Raw genomic sequence first — 1875 nt, forward strand, 5'->3', positions numbered from 1 at the left:
TATATACTCCATACTCTGCTCCATGAAGTTCTAAGATGTTTTTTGAAATGGCAAGTCCAAGWCCTGTTCCACCTTGYGASCGTTGWCKWGCTGTATCAACTCGGTAAAAACGATCCCAAATTTTATCTAATTGATCTTCTTCAATATGGGCACCTTTATTTTCGATACAAACCCTTATGCGACTTGGCTCATCTAATGTAGAAATAATAATATTTTCTTTTTCTGGCGTGTAACGAATAGCATTTGTGATAAAGTTTGTGAGTACTTGTTCTATACGATGGTAATTTGCAATGACCTCAGTTGCAGCAAGATGTGTGTGAATATTTAATTGCTTTTTTGTTATGTCCAAAGATAATTGCTCACATATATGCTTAATGGATTGGTCAATATAAAAAACATCCATCTGCATTTTATACGTACCAGATTCAAATTTTGCTAACTCAAGCATATCCACAATCAACATATCCATCTTATCCACTTCTTTTTCCATTGCCTTAAAGTAATATTCTTTCTTATGACTTGCAACACCGTCTTTTAAGATAGAAATACAACTTTTCATAATACTTAGAGGTGTCTTTAACTCATGCGATACCCCTGAAATAAATTCTTTTCTTGTGTATTCTAATCGTTTTTCTTTTTCTATATCTTGGTGTAACTGCTCAATATGTGAATGTAATGTATTTGAAAGTAAATTAATATTTTGAGCTAAATCACCAATCTCATCTTTTGACATCACTGGAACCCCAACTGGCTGTAACGAAGTCATTGAGAAAATGTATGTTATTGCACCGCTTTTATCCTTTATCGGTTTTATTATGAACTTATATTTAATATTATTCTGCTCATAATCGATTTCTTGTAAGGTATCATATTTAGGATTCTTTTCATTGAGCAATAAGTCTGCCTGAAACTCTTGTATCTTTTCCATAAACAAGCTATTTGTATAAATAAAATTCGATTGATTCTTCCCATCCAAATTTGGAATCTTGGTAATTGTCCCTTCTAGTGATTTTTCAGGTATTGCTTGGGCCAATACTTTTTCAAATTTAGATTGTTCTTTTCCTTTGATTATTTTTTTTTCATAATCAGATATACCTTCAGGCATGTCTGCAGGTGGATATTTCTTTTTACATTGTTCTATAATTTCATTTATTTTTTTATCTATTGGCTTATTTATCCAATTCACATTGGTTGCATTTGAGTGTAAAGCATAAGGAAAGAACGCAGCATTTTTTTCTATACCCCGTAAAAAAAGTGATTCTCCTAAAGTGAACTCGCTAGTTGAAATATCGTAATCACCCTTAAAATTATACAATGGTATGGTAATTGTAGAATTAGCGAATTGACTTTCTTTATTTTTAGACTGCTTTAATGTTACTTCTATATAAAAATCATTGACATTCTTTAAACTTCCATTACTATCTAATGTTGTAATCCATGTATTATGTTCTCGATAAAAGTCTTCCTCTAACTTTTGAATGGATTGTGAATTTCCGCCACTATTTAAATAATCTGTTTCAAAAGATTTCATGCTTGTTTTGATATCCTCCATTTTTTTATTCGCATAAAATTGTTTAAAGAATATCGTTTGTCCAACAAAAATAGTTGCTAAGATCAACATACATAACACTGTTGTTAWCATAAAYAATTTTAATACAATTCCTCTTTTCATACTGTATCCTCCAATTTATAACTCGCTCAAACAATGGTTATTACACTCTTACATTTAGGTCCCCATTTATATCGTAATTTACTATACAATTATCACCAATAAATTCATAGCTCCATATTTTTGTAATTAATTGCATTCTCATCATGCATATACTTTGATTTGGTATTAAGTATGTAATACTTCAAATTCCGTATGAGTCAGGT

1 protein-coding gene is annotated in these 1875 nt (G+C 30.6%); it reads right to left on the bottom strand.

All coding sequences use genetic code 11. The features are described from left to right. Window positions 1–1672 (bottom strand): sensor histidine kinase (locus AC1DJR_RS30140; RefSeq protein ID WP_477004275.1); only part of this gene is annotated, 1672 nt, incomplete at its 3' end. Window positions 1673–1875 lie beyond the last annotated feature (203 nt).

This window comes from Bacillus sp. 05T31 (genome assembly GCF_056396725.1).